Genomic DNA, 17,835 nt, shown 5'->3' with positions numbered 1-17,835 from the left:
CGCCCGGCCGATCGGAGCGGGGCTTTGTCTGTCGAATTTCGAATATCTCAATCCGGAGAGACGCGTGAACGCGCCTGACACCCTCAATCCGCAGCCGCCCGCGACGAGCGGCTCGCACTACCGCCCGCACGGCCGCCTGATCGACGACGCCGAGCAATTCGTGCGCAAGAACCGCTCGCGGCGCTCGACGTTCCTCAAGTGGCTGCGCAAGGTGCACGGCTGGATCGGCTTGTGGGGCGCGCTGCTCGGCCTGCTGTTCGGCGTGACGGGATTTCTGCTGAACCACCGCGCGCCGCCGCTGCGGATTTCCACCGGTGAGCCGCAGGTAACGCAGATGCAGATGCCGCTGCCCGCCGAGGGCTTCAAGACGCCGCGCGACATGGGCGCGTGGCTCAAGAAGGAATTGAAGATCGAAGGCAATCTCGGGCGTGCGAAGCGCGAGCCGGCGCATCCGGTCGGCTGGGGCGACAAGAGCACGATGCAGCCGGAGCAATGGTCGGTGATGGTCGCCGCGCCGGGCGGCAGCGTGATGGCGGAGTATTGGGTGGGCAACAACTTCGTCTCGGTGAAACGCACCGAGAACACCTTCCTCGCGATGATGACCAACCTGCACAAAGGTGTGGGCCTGAGCGTGGGCTGGGTGCTGCTCATCGATACGTTCGCGGGCAGCATCATCCTGCTCTCGCTGACGGGCGTGCTGCTGTGGACCGAGCTCAATAAGCGCCGCACGACGGGCGTGGTGATCGTAGCGGCGTCGCTGGTTGCGGCGGTGGTTTGTGGGTTGATTTGAAGCGCAGAAGACAAAGCGACGTGTTGGCGGTTCTCGGCGTGTCCGCCGAGAACCGCGTCTGTATCAATCGGTCGACTTGTTATGGGCGCGCTCGATCTGCCGGATGCTCGTTTCCGGCGTCGGCAAAGCTTCTGGCATGGTCCCGCCGAGCTCTCGAATGGTTTCGCGCACTTTCGTTCCCACGTCGAAGTGAGTCTGGTTCGCCCTCTGCTTTCCGCTTACTTCATCGCGTCGCAATTTCTCTTCTGTCTGGGTTGCGCGGAACAGATTGGCGGCAAGCTCCGTACTGCCCATGTGGTCCAGGATTTTCTGGCTTTTCTTGAGCGATTTCCTGGCGTGAATGTCTTTGGCTCCCAGGCCGCCGTACAGCCCTTTGTATCCGTGGTCCTGGAATATCGCGTAGTCCAGTGTGCTTTCCACTCCGGCAGTGCGCGCCGCCGCGCCCAGTATCTTGTTGTGATGGGCGAGCTCGCCACGAAGCATCAGGCGGCGCTGATCTTCCGACATGCCTGAAAACGCCTTCGCGTCGCCAAGTTCCTGACGACGAGTTTGGAGCGCGAAGTACGTCTGACCATTTGCGATCACGAGCTTCGACGGATCGCCGTTCTGAACAATCAAATAGCATGCGTATCGCGACAAGGTGAGATCAGGCACAGGCCGCTTCGCGCCGGAGCCGAGTTGGACCATTTTGGTGACCTCACCGAAATGGTCGGCAACTCGATGGTCCGAGCGCGCGCACGCTACCTTCGCCTTGTCGATCACCTGCAGAAAGTTTCGCCAGTCCCGATATTCCAGCAATGGCGCAAGGTCGCGCGCGAACCAGAATTCGCCATCGGACGCGTTTGTCTGCTTGATGCTTTCAAACGTTTGGTGATGATTCGAAGCAATGGTTCTGGTCTCGGACATCCTTTGTCTCCCAAATGGTTGAGGCCGCGATCGAAGCCCTGCGAGGCCTCGCAGGGCGACCGTCAGCTTATGCATTGAGAGCATTTATTTCTTGCGAAGGAATCCGAATTTTTCTGCGGCTCCGTTGGCTCGCGATGGCGCTGTTACTCGTGACTAAGTCAACCGCTCTTCCGCTTGCCCGGATTATGCCGCGTGAGCCACAAATAAAGCCCGCTCCCCAAAACGACGATCGTCAGCACGTCGAACGCCGCCCAGAAAATCTTGAGCGGCATCCCGCCGAAATCGCCGAAATGCAGCGGCTGCGAGCCCAGCAGCATCTTCAGATACCACGGCAATTCGCGTGAATCCGTGAGCGCGCCCGTCGTTGCATCGACGAGCACCGGACGCAGCATGCGCGTCGTGAGAATACCGTCGCCGCGCATCCACACGGCATAGTGATGCGGACTCGCGAAACGCGTCCCCGGAAACGCGACGAACGACGGAATCATGTCCGGCGCGACATCGCGTGCAGTCTTCACGGCATCGTCGACGGATACGCGCGCGCTCACCGGCGGCTGTCCGTGATACGGCGCGAGCATCTGCGCGAGCTGATCGTTGCGCCACGCTTCGAGCATCAGATCGGCGAGCGTGTTGATCGAGCCCGTCGTGCCGACGAGCAGCGCCCACGCGAGCGTCAGCATGCCGATCGCGTTATGCCAGTCGAGCCACACGATGCGCCGCTTCTTCTTCAGCCGCACGCGTCCCAGCCCGACCTTGCGCCAGAACGGCAGATACACAACGACGCCCGACACGATCGCCGCAAGAAACACGACGCCCATCGCGCCGAGAAAGAGCTTGCCGAACAGCCCCGCGAACATATCGACGTGCAGTTTCAGCAGCACGAACTTGAGCGAGCCCTTGCCGGGCGGCATGCCGAGCGGCTGCGCCGTGCGGGCGTCGACGGTCGTGCTGAGCGTGTCGTCGGGCGGCGTATCGGCGCGCGGCGCGGTGACGACGATCGGCAACAGCAAGTCGTCCGGCTCCCAGATCATGTATTGCGGCACATGCCCCGGATGTTCCTTGAGCGCCGCGCCCAGCACCGCTTCGTAGCTCGCGCGCGCGTTCGCCTGGGCGGCGGGCAGCGTGGGCGCTTCGATTGCGTCGCCGGTGAGAATGTCGAGTTCGTGGCCGAACACGAGCGGCAAGCCCGTCAGGCACAGAAGCAACATGAACGCCGTGCAGACGAGACTCGTCCAGCGATGCACGATCGACCACACACGCAACGCGCGCTGGCTCATGTGACGGTTCGTGTGACGACTCTGCACGGGTGAGCGCGCGTCGGCGTCGGCGGCTTTAGTAGCGCGTGCGGACGCACGCCGGTCGCCGCCGGTCAGGAATTTGCCGGGCATTCGATGAAGCTTCGATTGAACGAGATGGGCTTCGCGTCAGCCGCACGTCGATCGGACATCGATCGCAGCGGCCACGCAAATGAGAACGATTATTATATAGCCACGCGTTGTCTGCCGATCGCGTTCAAACGCCGCACACTTCGCCCGTTCCCGCGATTTCCCGCGCCGCCTTCGCGCCTTCGACCTGCAGCAGTTCCGGCAGCGACACGCCGTTCTTAGCCGCCGTCACTTCCGCGAGAATCGAAACCGCGATTTCCGGCGGCGTCCGGCTGCCGATGTAGATACCCACCGGCCCGTGCAGCCGCGCGAGTTCGGCATCGCTGAGATCGAACTCCTTGAGACGCTCGCGCCGCGCCGCGTTGTTGCGCCGCGAACCGAGCGCGCCGACGTAAAACGCCGGCGTCTTCAGCGCTTCCATGAGCGCGAGATCGTCGAGCTTCGGATCGTGCGTGAGCGCGATCACGGCGCAGCGCTCGTCGAGCTTCATGTCCATGACGGTGTCGTCGGGCATGGTGCGCACGATCGTCGTGCCGGGCACGTCCCACTCGTCGGTGTATTCCACGCGCGGATCGCACACCGTCACCTGATAATCGAGCCCGACGGCAATGCTGCACAGATACCGCGACAACTGCCCCGCGCCGATCACGAGCATGCGATAACGCGGGCCGTGGATCGTGAGGAGCCGCGCTTCGTCGAAGAGCACGCCGTCGGTGGCCTGTGCGGGTTCGAGATGCGCCGCGCCCGTCGCCATGTCGAGCGTGCGCGCGACGAGCTTGCCGCTCTCCACCGCCGCGCACAGTTCCGCGATGCCGCTTGCGGCCGTCAACGGCTCCAGCACGAGCTGGATCGTGCCGCCGCACGGCAGGCCGAAGCGATGCGCCTCTTCGGCGCTGATGCCGTATTTCACCGCTTCGGGCTTCGTCTGCTCGATGCCCCGCTGCCGCACGCGGTCGATCAGATCGTCTTCGATGCAGCCGCCCGACACCGAGCCCATCACGTGTCCGTCGTCGCGCACGGCGAGCATCGCGCCCTCGGGCCGCGGCGACGAGCCCCACGTCTTCACTACCGTCACGAGCAATGCGCGATGCCCGTCTTCGAGCCATCGCGCGCTGTGTTTCAGGACTTCGAGATCCACGCTGTCCATGATTTCTTTCCCTTTTCCTGCGCTTCCTGCGCTTCCTGCACGTCTTCGCCGGTTTCAGCGGCGGCGGCGTCGTCCTGCGATTGCTGTCCGCCCTGCAATTGAGCGCCAAATCGCTTGAAAAACTCTGCCGCAATTTTACGCGCCGCGCCGTCGACCAGCCGGGAGCCGATTTGTGCAAGTTTGCCGCCGACCTGCGCGTTCGCGCTGTAGGCGAGCTTCGTCGTGTCCGGCTCGTCGCCGGGTTCGAGGTTCACCGTCGCGCTGCCCTTGCTGAAACCGGCCGCGCCGCCCTGCCCTTCGAACACGATCGTATAGGTATGCGGCGCGTCGATTTCGGTGAGTTCCATGCGTCCCTTGAAGCGCGCTTTCACCGGGCCGACCGCGGCCGTCATCGTGACGTTGTAGGCGTTCTCGCCGTCCGCGTCGATGCTGTCGCAGCCCGGAATGCAGGCCTTCAGGATCGCCGTGTCGTTGAGCGCTTCCCATGCGCGCGACTGCGGCACGGGCAAGACGTGGGTTTCGGTCAGTTCCATCGCGGGCCTCCAAAGGGCGTGTGTTGCGACAAGGCGGCAAGCTCCCGGCCGACCGCCCCGAGGCTGTCGAGGTTATGGGCCGCGAGCATCGCATCGACGTGCGGCAGGATCGCGCGCACGCCTCGCGCGCGCGGCGTGAAATCGGGGAAACGCAACAGCGGATTGAGCCACACCAGCCGATGCGCAAAGCGTCTGAGCCTTTGCATCTCGGCGTCGAGCACGTCGATGGCTTCGTGATCGAGGCCGTCGGTGACGAGCAGCACGGTCGCCCGGCCGCTCAGCACGCGGCGCGCCCAGCGCCGGTTGAACTCCGCGAGCGCCGCACCGATGCGCGTGCCGCCCGACCAGTCCGCCACGCTCTGCCCGAGCGATGCAATCGCGACATCGGGATCGCGTTCGCGCAACGCGCGCGTCGCATTCGTGAGCCGCGTGCCGAACAGAAACACTTGCAGACGTTCGCGCGACTGCAACAGCGCGTGGCAGAAATACAGCACGGCGCGCGAGTAGGCGCTCATCGAGCCGGAAATGTCGAGCAGCAGCACGAGCGGCGGCCTGCGCTCCACCGCCGCGCGATATTTCCACACGGTCCAGTCGCCGCCCGAACGCACCGCGTGGCGCGCGCTCGCCCTCAGGTCCGCGTGCGTGCCGCGCGATGCCGCCTTCAGACGGCGCGTCGGCTCGGTCGCGAGCGGCAGCCGATGCGCGCGAATCTGATGCCGCAGCGTGCGCCATTCGTCGGCGTTGAGCGTGTCGAAATCGCGATGACTCAGGCGCTCCTGCGAGCTGAACGTGATGCGCGCATGGGTCGCCTCGGGCTTCGCTTCCGGCGGCGGCGCTTTCGGTGCGGCGGTGCGCGCGGCGAGTGCATCGGCGAGACGGTTGTTGCGTTTCGGCGGCGGCATGCCGTTCGTCACTTTCGGCAGCAACAGCGCGCGCAGCTTGCCTTCCCAGTCGGGATCGCGCCAGAAAAGATCGAATGCGGCGTCGAAGATATCGCGCTCGTCGCTCGCGTGGACGAGCAGGCAGGCGAGCGTCGCGCGCACATCGTCGCGGCGGCTCAGATCGACGAAGCGCAGCGCATCGAGCGCATCGACAGCATGTGCCGGCGACATGCCGAGCCCCGCGCCGCGCAACAGCCTCACGAAATGCACGACGTTGCGCGCGAGCGGTTCCAGTTTCATGGCGTCGCCGCGAGACAGCGTGCGAGCGTATCGGCGTCCATGCGCGCGAGGTCGTCCTGATACTTGAGCAGCACGCCGAGCGTGTCATGCACCGACTGCGGATCGAGCTCCGTCACCGACAGCGCCGCGAGCGCGCGGCACCAGTCGATCGTCTCCGCGACGCCCGGCGCCTTGAACAGATCCATCGTTCGCAGTTCGTGCACGAACGCGACAGCGCGCGCCTGCAGCGCCTGCCCCGCCTCGGGCGCGCGCGCCGCGACGATCTCCAGTTCGACGTCGCGCGCAGGATAGCCGATCCACTGGTAGAGACAGCGGCGCTTCAGCGCATCGTGCACTTCGCGCGTGCGGTTCGACGTCATCACGACGAGCGGCGGCACCTGCGCGCGCACCGTGCCGTACTCCGGAATCGACACCTGAAAATCCGACAGCAGTTCGAGCAGAAACGCTTCGAACGGCTCGTCGGCGCGATCGATTTCGTCGATCAGCAGCACGCGGCGCGCGTCGGGATTCGCGGGATCGGGCAGCAACGCCTGCAGCAACGGCCGCTTCAGCAGAAACTCGCTGCGATACAGCGAATCGTTCGACGGCGTCTCGCCCGACGCTTCCGCGAGCCGCAGCGCCATGATCTGCCGCGGATAGTCCCACTCGTAGAGCGCGCTCGCCGTGTCGAGACCTTCGTAGCATTGCAGGCGCAACAGCGTCGTGCCGCACAGCCCCGCCGCCGCCTTCGCAAGTTCCGTCTTGCCGACGCCCGGCTCGCCTTCGAGAAACAGCGGGCGCTGCATCTTCAGCGCGAGAAAAAGCGCCGTCGCGAGCTCGCGGTTCGCGAAGTAGCGATGCTCGCGCAGGCGCGCGAGCGTCTCGTCGATGGAAGCGGGCTCGCCCAGCATCACGCCGGAAACGACAGCGCGCGTTCGACCGCGCGGCCCGCGAGCACCGGAATCAGATGCGCGCGATAGTCGGCGCTGGCGTGCATGTCGTCGTTGAGTTCGTCGGGCAGAATCGTCACGCCGCGCGCCGACGCCACCGAAAAGTCCTTCGACAATGCCGCCTCCAGCTCGGCCGAACGAAATACCGACGACGCTGCGCCCGTCACGCCGACGCGCACGCCGTCACCGAACTTCGCGACGAACACGCCGACGAGCGCGAAGTGCGACGCCGGATTGCGAAACTTCTCGTACGCCGCGCGTTCGGCGAGCGGAAACTCGACCGCCGTGATCAGCTCGTCGGGTTCGAGCGCGGTCTGATACATGTCGATGAAGAAGTCGTCCGCCGCGATGCGCCGCCGGTCCGTCACGACAGTCGCGTTCAACGCGAGCACGGCGGACGGATAGCACGCCGCCGGATCGTCGTTGGCGAGCGAGCCGCCGATCGTGCCGCGCTCCCGCACCTGCCGGTCGCCGATGCGGCCCGCGAGATCGGCGAGACCCGGCAGCGCGCGCTTTACATCGGCGTTCGCGGCGACTTCGGCGTGGCACATCGCGCCGCCGATGGTGAGCTTGCCGCCGTCGAGCGTGATGGTTTTCATCGACGCGATGCGCGTCACGTCAATCAGCGCCGATGGCTGCGCGAGACGCAGGCGCATCGTCGGCAAGAGGCTTTGGCCGCCGGCAAGAAACTTGGCGTCGCCGTTCGTGCTCAGCGCCGCGACTGCCGCTTTCGCTTCGTCGGCCCTTTGATAATCGAATGAATACATGTCGGGCTCCTCAGGCGTTTTGAGCAGCGTTGCGCATCGCGGTCCATACGCGATGCGGCGTGGCGGGCATCTGCAGATCCTTCACGCCGAGCGGCGCAAGCGCATCCAGAATCGCGTTGATCACGGCAGGCGGCGAACCGATCGCGCCCGCCTCGCCGCAGCCCTTCACGCCGAGCGGATTGTGCGTGCACGGCGTGCCCTTCGCGGTTTCCACGGTGAAGTTCGGCAGGTCGATCGCGTGCGGCATCGCGTAGTCCATGAACGAGCCGGAGAGCAACTGGCAGGTGCTGTTGTCGTAGACGCAGCGTTCCAGCATCGCCTGGCCGATGCCCTGCCCCAGCCCGCCATGCACCTGTCCTTCGACGATCATCGGATTGATCACGTTGCCGAAGTCGTCCACCGCGGTGAACTTCTGGATGCGCGTCTCGCCGGTGTCCTGATCCACTTCGACCTCGCACACGTACGCGCCGGACGGATACGTGAAGTTGGTCGGATCGTAGAACGCGTTTTCGTTGAGGCCCGGCTCCATCTGATCGAGCGGGAAGTTGTGCGGCACGTACGCGGCGAGCGAGACATCGACGAAAGTCTTCGTGCGATCCGTGCCCGCCACGCGGAACACGCCGTTCTTGAACTCGATGTCTTCCGCCGCGGCCTCCAGCAGATGCGCGGCGATTTTCTTCGCCTTCGCTTCGACCTTGTCGAGCGCCTTCATGATCGCCGAGCCGCCGACAGAGATCGAACGCGAGCCGTAAGTGCCCATGCCGAACGGAATGCGTCCGGTATCGCCGTGGATGATCTCGACGTTGTCGATCGCCACGCCAAGCCGGTCCGCGACGACCTGCGCGAAAGTCGTTTCGTGCCCTTGTCCGTGACTGTGCGAGCCGGTGAAGACCGTGACCGAGCCGGTCGGATGCACGCGCACTTCGCCCGCTTCGAACAGGCCCGCGCGCGCGCCCAGCGCACCCGCGACGTTCGACGGCGCGAGCCCGCACGCTTCGATGTAGCACGAATAGCCGAGGCCGCGCAGCTTGCCGCGCCGCTTCGACTCGTCCTTGCGTGCGGCGAAGCCCTTCACGTCCGCGAGTTCGAGCGCGCGGTCGAGACATGCGTCGTAATCGCCGGTGTCGTAGGTCAGGCCGACGGGCGTCGCATACGGAAACTCGCGGATGAAGTTGCGCCGCCGCAGCTCGACCGGATCGATGTTCAGCTCGCGCGCCGCCGTTTCGACCAGACGCTCGACCACGTAAGTGGCTTCCGGACGGCCCGCGCCGCGATACGCATCGACGGGCACCGTGTTCGTGAACACCGCCTTGACCTCGGCGTAGATGGCGGGCGTCGTGTACTGGCCGGCGAGCAGCGTCGCGTAGAGCACGGTCGGAATCGACGATGCGAACGTCGACAGATACGCGCCCATGTTCGCCGTCGTGTGCACGCGCATGGCGATGAACTTGCCGTCTTTGTCGAGCGCGAGTTCGGCTTTGGTCACGTGATCGCGGCCGTGCGCATCGGAGAGGAATGCTTCGGAACGCTCGGCGGTCCACTTGATCGGCCGCCCGACTTTCTTCGATGCCCACGTCAGCGCGACATCTTCGGGATACAGGAAAATTTTCGAGCCGAAGCCGCCGCCGACGTCCGGCGCGATCACGCGCAGTTTCGATTCCGGCAGTTGCAGCACGAACGCCGCCATCAGCAGGCGCTCGACGTGCGGATTCTGATTCGCGACGTAGACCGTGTAGCTGTCGTCGTGCCTCGCGTAGCTCGCGTTGACGGCGCGCGGTTCGATCGCGTTCGGCACGAGGCGCTGGTTCACGATATCGAGCGTCGTCACGTGCGCGGCCTGCGCGAACGCGGCTTCGGTCTTGGCTTTGTCGCCGTGGCCCCAGTTGTAGCAGACGTTGTTCGGCACGCTGTCGTGCACGAGCGGCTGACCCGCATTCGATGCGCTTCCGGTATCGACCACGGCGGGCAGCACGTCGTAATCGACTTCGATCAGTTCGAGCGCGTCCTTCGCCTCTTTCACCGATTCCGCGACGACGAGCGCCACCTGATCGCCCACATGCAGCACCTTTTCGTTCGCGATGACGGGATGCGGCGGCTCGTGCATCGGCGAGCCGTCGGTGCTGTGGATCAGCCAGCCGCACGGCAGGCCGCCGACGTTCTCGCCCGCCATGTCGCGGCCGGTGAAGATGCCGATCACGCCCGGCGACGCCTTCGCCGCTTCGATATCGATGCGCTTGATCTTCGCGTGCGCGTGCGGCGAACGCAGGAACACGCCGTAGCTTTGCTGCGGCAGGACGACGTCGTCCGTGTACTGGCCCGCGCCCGTCAGGAAGCGATAGTCTTCCTTTCGTTTGACGCCGGCACCGATCAATTTCTGTTGCTCAGGGGCATTCATCGCGGTCTCCTCGTTGAAAGGCGCGATTCATCGTTTGAGAGAGGAAGATCGGGCGGCTCAGGCGCCGGCCTTCATGTTCCTTGCGCCTTCGAGGACCGCCTTGACGATGTTGTGATAGCCCGTACAGCGGCAGAGATTGCCGTCGAGCTGTTCGCGGACCTCTTCCTCGGAGAGTTCCGGCGACTGCGCGGCAAGGGCGCTCGCGCTCATCACCATCCCGGGCGTGCAGAAACCGCATTGCAGGCCGTGACATTCCTTGAACGCCGCCTGCATCGGATGAAGCTGGCCGTCATGCGCCATGCCTTCGATGGTCGTCACCGTCATGCCGTCCGCCTGCGCGGCGAGGATGTTGCACGACTTGATCGCGCGGCCGTCGAGATGGACGGTGCACGCGCCGCACTGAGCGGTGTCGCAGCCGATATGCGTGCCGGTGAGTCGCAATTGATCGCGCAGAAACTGGACGAGCAGAAGATGCGGTTCGACGCTGGCGGTCACGGGTTTGCCGTTGACCGTCAGGCTGATGCTGAGCGCCATTTCACTGTCTCCATGTGAGGACGGACCAGCTTCACGCCGTTGCACCTGCCTTACTGCCGCCGTGAGCGTTCAGCTGGGTTGGGTGTTGTGATTGTGACGATGAGTAAAACACAAATCGGCGGGTGTCGCCATCCGCGCGAACGCCCGTCCGAATCGTGGGTTCCATGGCCGCGCGTGCTTCGTGCCAATGCAAAGCGCCGCCTCAAGGGCGGCGCTTTGCGGCGAGTCGATCAGGCGTCGATGTCGCTCAGTGCGTCACGGTCTCGCGCTTCGCGGGCGTGGCCGTGGCCGCCTGAGCATGCGCGGGATCGGCCGCCGGCCGCCCGAGCACCGAGTGACGGCGCGAGTACACGAAGTAGATCGCCAGGCCGATCACCAGCCAGATGGCGAACGCGATCCACGTCATCGCCTGAAGATTGGCCATCAGGAACAGGCACGACGCCACCGCGAGAATCGGCACGACCGGCACGCCCGGGCAGCGGAACGCGCGCGGCAGGTCCGGATGCGTGCGGCGCAGGATCAGCACGGCGATGGACACCATCGAGAAAGCGGCGAGCGTGCCGATGTTGATCAACTCGGCCAGCACATTGAGCGGCACGAGCGCGCCGATCAGCCCGAAGAAAATGCCGACGAGCCAGGTCGTGAAGAAGGGCGTCGCAAAGCGCGGATGCACTTTCGAGAGCCGCGCGGGCAGCAGGCCGTCGCGCGACATCGCGTAGATGATGCGCGTCTGGCCGTAGCTCATCACGAGAATCACGGTGAGCATGCCGAGCACCGCGCCGAGATCGATGAAGCCCGCGACCCAGTTTTGCCCGGCCATCTGCAGCGCGAACGACACCGGATGCGGATTGTTCGCGAACTGCGCCGACGGCACGATGCCCGTCACGACCGCAGCCACCGCCACGTACAGCACCGTGCACACCGCGAGCGACGAGATGATGCCGATCGGCAAATCGCGCTTCGGATTCTTCACTTCCTCCGCCGCCGACGACACCGAATCGAAGCCGATGAACGCGAAGAACATCACGGCCGCCGCGCCGAAGACGCCGGACCAGCCGTTCGGCATGAACGGATGCCAATTCGCCGGCTTGACGTGGAACACGCCCACCGCGATCACCAGCACCACGACCGTCACCTTGATCGCGACCATGATGTTGTTCACGCGCGTCGATTCTTTCACGCCGGCGGAAAGCAGCGCCGTGATCGCCATCATCACGAGGAAGGCGGGCAGGTTGAACCAGGTGACATGGCCGGGCAGCGCGCCGGGTGCGGCCGAGAGCACGGTCGGCAGCGAAATGCCGAAGCCCGACAGCAGCGATTGCAGATAGCCCGACCAGCCGACCGACACGGCGGAGCTCGCGAGCCCGTACTCGAGCATCAAATCCCAGCCGATGATCCACGCGGCCAGTTCGCCGAGCGTCGCGTACGTATAGGTGTAGATGGAACCGGCCACGGGAATGGTCGACGAGAACTCGGCGTAGGCCAGGGCGGCGAAGCAGCACGCGATCGCCGCGATGACGAACGCGACCATGAGCGCCGGACCCGCCTGCACGGCGCCGGTTCCGGTGAGCACGAAAATTCCCGTACCGATGATGGCGCCGATGCCGAGGAATGTGAGATCGAGAGCGCCGAGCGTCTTCTTGAGCGAGCTGCCGCGCGCACTGGCCAGCATGTGCTCGACATTTTTCTTGCGAAACAACGACATTACGATGAGTCTCCTTCTTGGCGCGCGGGCGCCCCTTCTGCGGGAAAAACCCGCCATTTTATCGGAGACTCGAGGATTGCCCGAAAATGGGGCATGCGGCGCACTATGCGGCGATTTATGACATTGTCTACGTTTTTATCTTATACAAGATAAAATATTCAACCGGCAATCGCCGGATTCATATCGACGAGACGGTTGCTCATCACGTAGAACGTGAGCTCGGCGTTGTTCGCCAGCTTCATCTTCTCCAACAACCGCGCGCGATAAACACTCACGGTTTTGACCGAAAGCGATAGCGCGTGCGCGATATCCGTCAGCCGCTTCCCTGAGGCAAGCATGCAAAGCGTCTGATATTCGCGGTCCGACAGTTTCTCGTGCGGCATGCGTTCGGTATCGAGCGAAACGTAAGTCGCCAGCGCCTGCGCCATTTCCGCGCTCACGTATTTGCGGCCCGCCGCGACCTGCTGAATCGCGCCGATCATGAGCGCCGGGTCCGCCGTCTTCGACAAATAGCCCGACGCGCCCGCCTTCAGCGCCCGCACCGCGTATTGATCCTCCCGATACATCGAAAACATCAGCACCGGCAGACGCGGCGTCTCGCGCTTGATGCGCTTGAGCAGATCGATTCCGTTGACATCCGGCAGCGAGATATCGAGCATCGCGACGTCGAACGGGCGGCACGCGGCGAGCGCGAGCGCCTGCATGCCGGTTTCCGCCTCCGACACTTCGGTCGCAACGCCGCGCTCCAGCAGCAATTGCGCGACGCCACGGCGCACGATGGCGTGGTCGTCGGCGAGGAGCACTTTGAGCATCGCCGATGGCCTCACGCGTGGATCACGCTGAGCGCGAACAGGCCGGGCCGCGCTGCCGCCCACGGCAGGCGCGCGCGCACGCAGGTTCCGGCGGGTTTCGCCGCGACCACGCGCAGGCTGCCGCCGAGCGCCTCGCAGCGCGCGCGCATGCCCGCAAGGCCAAAGCGCCCGCTCTTGCGACGCGCCGCCGCGCTGATGCCGACACCATCGTCCTCGACGATGAGCGTCACGCCGTCGCCGTCGATCTCGATGCTTACGCGCGCGCGCGCCGCGTCCGCATGACGCGCGACGTTGCCGAGCGCTTCCTGCATCACGCGCAGAAGCGCAAGCGACATGTCGTGCGACAGGCGTTGCAGCCGCGCATCGCGCGGGCAGGAGAAATCGACGGATATCGCCGTGCGCGCGCGGAAACTGTCGATCCACGCGTCGAGCGTCGCGGCGATACCCGCGTCGAACGCCGGCGTCTGCAACGCTTCGACGATCCGGTGGCTCGTGTCGCTGACATCGGCGAGCGCGGCGCGTGCCTGATGCAGCGCGTCGCCGAGCGCGGCGGGTGCGTCCTCGGGTAGCCAGTGGGCGGCTCGCGCGAGCGCCAGATTGGCGACGGTGAGCGCCGCGCCGGTTTCGTCGTGGAGATCCTGCGCAAGTGCCCGGCGCGCGCGCTCTTCGGTCGCGGCGAGCAGCGCCGCCAGTTCCTGCACGCGCGCGGCGAGACGCTGAATCTGGCGATCGCCTTTGAGTTTGGCGTCGATCAGCGCGGACCAGGGTGAAGCGGAAGGAAGGGCGGACGATGCGCCGGCGCATTCCGGCGCCGGCGACGAAACTCCGCGCAGCGAAGCGCGGCGCATCGGACTCTCAATCGGGCTCTCATCGAGCGTGACCACGGCCGACGGGTTCATTCACTATCCTCGCGTTGAGCGCAACTGGAGCTACGTCCTCGGCCAGACCACGAGCGGCGTAACTGAATTTACACTCTGTAACATCGATGACGGACTACGCGGTCGCGTTTGTCGTCTCAGTGTGCGTGAATCATATCTCAAAAATATTATAAATCTATGTCCGACAAGGCTTCTCCGGACGAACTTCATGTGTTTTGCCAAGTTCGGCGCACATAATGCGTAGGAAAAACACCTACGACCTCGCATCGCAAGCGCCTGATTTGTAACAAGCGGCGCCGTCTTCGCGCGTTGATGAGACGAAAAAAAACCGGAGCATCAAGCTCCGGTTTCTGGTGAGACGCGACGCCCGGCAGTAATCAGCCGACGAACGCCTTCTCCACGACATAGTGGCCAGGATGATTGTTGCTGCCTTCCTGGAAGCCCATTTCGTCGAGCAACTGGCGCGTGTCGCGCAGCATGTGCGGGCTGCCGCAGAGCATCACGCGGTCGTTTTCGACCGAGAACGGCTCGACCGAGAGATCCGCGAACAGCTTCTTCGTCTCGATCAGGTCGGTGATACGGCCGCGGTTCGCGAATTCCTCGCGCGTGACGGTCGGATAGTAGACGAGCTTTTCCGCAACGATCTCGCCGATGTGCTCATGCGCCGGCAAGTGCTCCGTGATGAAGTCCTTGTACGCGAGTTCGTCGACGAAACGGCAGGTGTGCGTCAGCACGATCTTCTCGTAGCGGTCGTAGACGTCCGGATCCTTGATGATCGACATGAACGGCGCGAGACCCGTGCCGGTCGAGAGCAGCCAGAGCGTCTTGCCGGGCAGCAGATTGTCGGCGACGAGCGTGCCCGTCGGCTTCTTGCCGATCAGCACCGAATCGCCGACCTTCAGATGCTGCAGGCGCGAGGTGAGCGGGCCGTCCGGAACCTTGATGCTCAAAAATTCGAGATGCTCTTCGTAGTTCGCGCTCGCGAGGCTGTAGGCGCGCAGCAGCGGCTTGCCGTCGACTTCGAGGCCGACCATCGTGAACTGGCCGTTCTCGAAGCGGAACGAGGCGTCGCGGGTGCAGGTGAAACTGAAAAGCGTGTCGGTCCAGTGGTGGACGCTCAGAACGGTTTGAGAATTAAGGTTGCTCATGGCTTCTTGAACTGTGCTTGAACTTGCGAAAGCGGTGGCGCTCCGACGATCGCGGCCGACTCGCGGACGATGATCGCCACGCCGGGTCTCATGCCGGAAGGAGAGCGCGCTACGAAAGCGCTGCTGCGCGACAAACGATCGAACGATGACAGCCGCTTAATGGTCACCTAATTGGCCACCTAATTCGGCCACCTATTCGATGCGAAGGCAGCGATTCACGCTGCGCCTTGCGTGAACGTCGCGCGCAAAAACCAGACGGCTAACCAGACAGCCCGGCGCAATCGGCTATTTTAACCCGATAGCCGCCGGCGACGTCGGGCGCCGTGTGAGCCGCCACGGCGGCAAGTGCGCGCACGCGGGCCTCGTGGGCGAACGTGCGCGTGAACAGGGCGCTTCGGCTGGCCAAGCTAGCGGACGCGTATTGGCGATAGCTGGCAAAAAAGGCTGGCTACGGCCGGCTTCGGGCGATTATCGAAAACGTCGCCGAAAAGCCGCCGAGCCCGCATGATAGCAACGGATGCCGCGCTATCCCAAAAAACCCTTTCTGATGAAAGGCCTGCGCGCGTCCGGACGCCTCAGATGCGCTGATCCGTCGACGGCTTTTCCCACAGATTCACGCCGCCTTCCTGCGCGTGCTGATCGATTTCCGCGAGTTCCTCTTTCGTGAACTCGAGATTCTTCAGCGCGCCGACGTTTTCCGCGACCTGCTCCGCGCGGCTCGCGCCGATCAGCACCGACGTCACGCGCCCGCCGCGCAGCGCCCACGCGAGCGCCATCTGCGCGAGGCTCTGACCGCGTTTCTGGGCCAGATCGTTGAGCTTACGGACATGCGCGAGATTGGCGTCGCTCAGGTGTTCCTGCTTGAGCGACCCGCCGCCCGGCTTGTTGACGCGCGCATCCTGCGGCACGCCGTTCAGATACTTGCTCGTCAGCAGCCCCTGCGCGAGCGGCGTGAACGCGATGCTGCCCGCGCCGACATCGTCGAGCGTGTCGAGCAGTTCCGTCTCGATCCAGCGGTTCAGCATGTTGTAGGACGGCTGATGGATCAGCAGCGGCACCTTGTGCTCGGCAAGCAGCTTGGCCATTTCGCGCGTCTTCGCGGCCGAATACGACGAGATGCCCACATAGAGCGCGCGGCCGGAATGCACGGCGGTTGCGAGCGCGCCGGCGGTTTCTTCGAGCGGCGTGTCGGCATCGAAGCGATGCGAATAGAAAATATCGACGTAATCGAGGCCCATGCGCTTCAGGCTCTGATCGAGGCTCGCGAGCACATATTTGCGCGAGCCGCCGCCCTGGCCATACGGACCGGGCCACATGTCCCAGCCGGCCTTCGACGAAATCAGCAGCTCGTCGCGGTACGGCCGGAAGTCGTCCTTGAAGATGCGCCCGAAGTTCGTTTCGGCGCTGCCGTATGGCGGGCCGTAGTTGTTCGCGAGATCGAAGTGTGTGATGCCGAGATCGAAAGCGGTGCGCAGGATGTCGCGTTGCGTGGAAATCGGCGTGGTATCGCCGAAGTTGTGCCACAAACCGAGCGACAGCGCGGGCAGTTTCAACCCGCTCCTGCCGCAGGTGCGGTACTGCATCTGGGAGTAGCGCTCGGAGGCTGCTTCGTAAGCCATGACGGAATTCCTCTGCGGATTGCGAATTGGACGGACTTGCTGAACAAACTTGCGAGGGCAGAGAACGCGTGCGCCGCGCGCGGGCGCGCACCCTGCCAAGGGCGTCAATGGTAAGCCAATCGGGCCTAAGCGCGCACGGCGTGCCGCGTCATCCCGTTCCATCTCGTTATTTGGCACTTGTCCGAATGGTCAGCAAGGGGAACGTTTGCGCGTGAAGTCAGACCAATGCAGATTCTGTTTTGAGGAGCTTGACCTATGGACCCGATCGACCGCCTGCGCCCGGCCTACGATTCCTTTGCCGCCGTTGCTGTCACCTACGGCATCGATCTCGTGCTGGCATTGCTTATTCTCGCCGTCGGATGGTGGATTTCGAACGCCGTCGCCAACACGCTGCGCCGCACGCTCGCGCGCACCAATGTCGACGCCACGCTCACGCCTGTGCTCGCCAGTCTCGCGATGTGGGCGATCCGCGTGGTCGCGATCGTCGCGGCGCTGGGCAAGTTCGGCATCGCCGCGGCGAGCATCCTGACCGTGCTCGGCGCGGCCGGTCTCGCCATCGGTCTGGCGTTGCAGGGCACGCTGCAGAACATCGCCGCCGGGCTGATGCTGTTGCTGCTGCGTCCGTTTCGCGTCGGCGATTACATCGAAGGCGTCGGCACGACGGCCGGTACTGTCAACGAAATCGGACTGTTCACCACGCGGCTCACAAAAGCCGACGGCATTGTCATGTTCGTGCCGAACAGCCTGATCTGGGCGAACGCCATCACCAACTACAGCGCAAACGACCGCCGGCGCGTGGTCATCAACTTTCAGGCGCAGCACGGGCTCAAGGTGGAAAACGTGCTCGCGGAACTGCGCAGGCTGACAAGCGAAGATACGCGCATCGTGCAGGACGGGCCGTCGGCGCCGTGGGTCGCGGTGACCGACTACACCGATACCGGCGTCAAGTTCAACCTCGGCGCGTGGACCAGCAGAACCGATCACCAGAGCGTGCAGGCCGACTTGCTGCGCAAGATTCAGCCGCTGACGCGCGAGCAGGTCGTGGTCGCCTGACTGGACGCGTGCGCGCGAACCGAATAACCTGACGCGCTTTTCCAGTCGAGATC

16 protein-coding genes are annotated in these 17,835 nt (G+C 64.5%); 2 read left to right on the top strand and 14 right to left on the bottom strand.

The window, feature by feature from the left end; genetic code table 11:
• The first annotated feature begins 64 nt into the window (after positions 1-64).
• Positions 65-790: a PepSY-associated TM helix domain-containing protein gene (locus tag BRPE64_RS13795; RefSeq protein ID WP_016346747.1), complete on the top strand. Its 726-nt coding sequence runs from the start codon at positions 65-67 to the stop codon at positions 788-790.
• 63 nt (positions 791-853) lie between these two features.
• Here the strand turns inward: BRPE64_RS13795 and dinD are convergent, their stop codons facing one another.
• The 14 genes from dinD to mgrA form a co-directional block, all read right to left on the bottom strand.
• The gene (gene dinD / locus BRPE64_RS13790; protein ID WP_016346746.1) at positions 854-1,696 is read right to left on the bottom strand and encodes a DNA damage-inducible protein D; all 843 of its coding nucleotides are present in this window, start codon (positions 1,694-1,696) and stop codon (positions 854-856) included.
• Positions 1,697-1,854: 158 nt separating this feature from the next.
• Positions 1,855-3,084: a PepSY-associated TM helix domain-containing protein gene (locus BRPE64_RS13785; protein ID WP_016346745.1), complete on the bottom strand. Its 1,230-nt coding sequence runs from the start codon at positions 3,082-3,084 to the stop codon at positions 1,855-1,857.
• Between the two features lie 124 nt (positions 3,085-3,208).
• Positions 3,209-4,228, bottom strand: coding sequence for an XdhC family protein (locus BRPE64_RS13780; protein ID WP_044041819.1), 1,020 nt, complete (start codon positions 4,226-4,228; stop codon positions 3,209-3,211).
• Positions 4,201-4,761 (bottom strand): CoxG family protein, encoded by a 561-nt coding sequence (locus BRPE64_RS13775; RefSeq protein WP_016346743.1) that lies wholly within the window; start codon positions 4,759-4,761, stop codon positions 4,201-4,203. Before BRPE64_RS13775 ends, BRPE64_RS13780 begins: the two co-directional genes overlap by 28 nt.
• The gene (locus BRPE64_RS13770) at positions 4,752-5,942 is read right to left on the bottom strand and encodes a vWA domain-containing protein (RefSeq protein ID WP_016346742.1); all 1,191 of its coding nucleotides are present in this window, start codon (positions 5,940-5,942) and stop codon (positions 4,752-4,754) included. The genes BRPE64_RS13775 and BRPE64_RS13770 overlap by 10 nt, the downstream gene beginning before the upstream one ends.
• A complete protein-coding gene (locus BRPE64_RS13765) occupies positions 5,939-6,832 on the bottom strand; it encodes an AAA family ATPase (RefSeq protein WP_016346741.1) in 894 nt (297 codons plus the stop codon). Before BRPE64_RS13765 ends, BRPE64_RS13770 begins: the two co-directional genes overlap by 4 nt.
• The gene (locus BRPE64_RS13760) at positions 6,832-7,638 is read right to left on the bottom strand and encodes an FAD binding domain-containing protein (protein ID WP_016346740.1); all 807 of its coding nucleotides are present in this window, start codon (positions 7,636-7,638) and stop codon (positions 6,832-6,834) included. Before BRPE64_RS13760 ends, BRPE64_RS13765 begins: the two co-directional genes overlap by 1 nt.
• A gap of 10 nt (positions 7,639-7,648) precedes the next feature.
• Entirely contained in the window at positions 7,649-10,033 is a 2,385-nt protein-coding gene (locus BRPE64_RS13755; protein WP_016346739.1) for a xanthine dehydrogenase family protein molybdopterin-binding subunit, read from the bottom strand.
• A gap of 57 nt (positions 10,034-10,090) precedes the next feature.
• Positions 10,091-10,567 (bottom strand): (2Fe-2S)-binding protein, encoded by a 477-nt coding sequence (locus BRPE64_RS13750; RefSeq protein WP_016346738.1) that lies wholly within the window; start codon positions 10,565-10,567, stop codon positions 10,091-10,093.
• A gap of 247 nt (positions 10,568-10,814) precedes the next feature.
• Positions 10,815-12,272 (bottom strand): amino acid permease, encoded by a 1,458-nt coding sequence (locus BRPE64_RS13745; RefSeq protein ID WP_016346737.1) that lies wholly within the window; start codon positions 12,270-12,272, stop codon positions 10,815-10,817.
• Between the two features lie 158 nt (positions 12,273-12,430).
• Positions 12,431-13,084: a response regulator transcription factor RqpR gene (gene rqpR / locus BRPE64_RS13740; protein ID WP_016346736.1), complete on the bottom strand. Its 654-nt coding sequence runs from the start codon at positions 13,082-13,084 to the stop codon at positions 12,431-12,433.
• Between the two features lie 11 nt (positions 13,085-13,095).
• Complete coding sequence (locus BRPE64_RS13735) at positions 13,096-13,983, bottom strand: sensor histidine kinase (protein WP_016346735.1); 888 nt, start codon at positions 13,981-13,983, stop codon at positions 13,096-13,098.
• A gap of 356 nt (positions 13,984-14,339) precedes the next feature.
• A complete protein-coding gene (locus BRPE64_RS13730) occupies positions 14,340-15,110 on the bottom strand; it encodes a ferredoxin--NADP reductase (RefSeq protein WP_016346734.1) in 771 nt (256 codons plus the stop codon).
• A gap of 575 nt (positions 15,111-15,685) precedes the next feature.
• Complete coding sequence (gene mgrA, locus BRPE64_RS13725) at positions 15,686-16,729, bottom strand: L-glyceraldehyde 3-phosphate reductase (RefSeq protein WP_044041816.1); 1,044 nt, start codon at positions 16,727-16,729, stop codon at positions 15,686-15,688.
• A gap of 255 nt (positions 16,730-16,984) precedes the next feature.
• Between mgrA and BRPE64_RS13720 the strand changes: the two genes are divergently transcribed.
• Positions 16,985-17,782, top strand: a complete 798-nt coding sequence (locus BRPE64_RS13720) for a mechanosensitive ion channel family protein (RefSeq protein ID WP_016346731.1) — start codon at positions 16,985-16,987, stop codon at positions 17,780-17,782.
• Positions 17,783-17,835 lie beyond the last annotated feature (53 nt).

This window comes from Caballeronia insecticola, from assembly GCF_000402035.1.
In the GTDB taxonomy this organism is placed as follows: Bacteria; Pseudomonadota; Gammaproteobacteria; order Burkholderiales; family Burkholderiaceae; genus Caballeronia; species Caballeronia insecticola.
Note: the sequence above shows the minus strand (reverse complement) of the source record. Positions and strands in the feature narration are given on the sequence as shown.